This window comes from Streptosporangium fragile, from assembly GCF_039534445.1.
GTDB lineage: Bacteria > Actinomycetota > Actinomycetes > Streptosporangiales > Streptosporangiaceae > Streptosporangium > Streptosporangium fragile.
In genome coordinates, this window is the sequence record NZ_BAAAVI010000211.1 from 1 (window position 1) to 507 (window position 507).

Genomic DNA, 507 nt, shown 5'->3' on the forward strand with positions numbered 1-507 from the left:
TGAAGAGGTGAACATTAATGTGCACCGGGAGCGCGGGGAGGATGTTGAGCCGGGAGATGATTTCTGATGATGAGTATCGCGCAGGTCAGATCGGCCGGAAGTGCCGGTAACTATTATACCGACAAGGATAATTACTATGTGCTGGGCAGCATGGGAGAACGCTGGGCCGGCAGGGGGGCTGAACAGCTGGGACTGCAGGGCAGTGTCGATAAGGATGTTTTTACCCGTCTTCTGGAGGGAAGGCTGCCGGACGGAGCGGATCTAAGCCGCATGCAGGATGGCAGTAACAGGCATCGTCCCGGCTACGACCTGACCTTCTCCGCCCCCAAAAGTGTCTCCATGATGGCCATGTTAGGTGGCGATAAGCGCCTGATTGATGCACATAACCAGGCCGTGGACTTTGCTGTTCGTCAGGTGGAGGCGCTGGCCTCCACACGGGTGATGACGGACGGACAGTCAGAAACGGTGCTGACCGGTAATCTGGTGATGGCACTGTTTAACCACGAC

At 56.8% G+C, this 507-nt stretch carries 1 protein-coding gene; it reads left to right on the forward strand.

The genetic code is table 11. The annotated features are described in order from the left end of the window. Positions 1-66 precede the first annotated feature (66 nt). Positions 67-507: MobF family relaxase (mobF, locus tag ABD841_RS40695; RefSeq protein WP_344982449.1), on the forward strand; the 441-nt coding region annotated here is incomplete at its 3' end.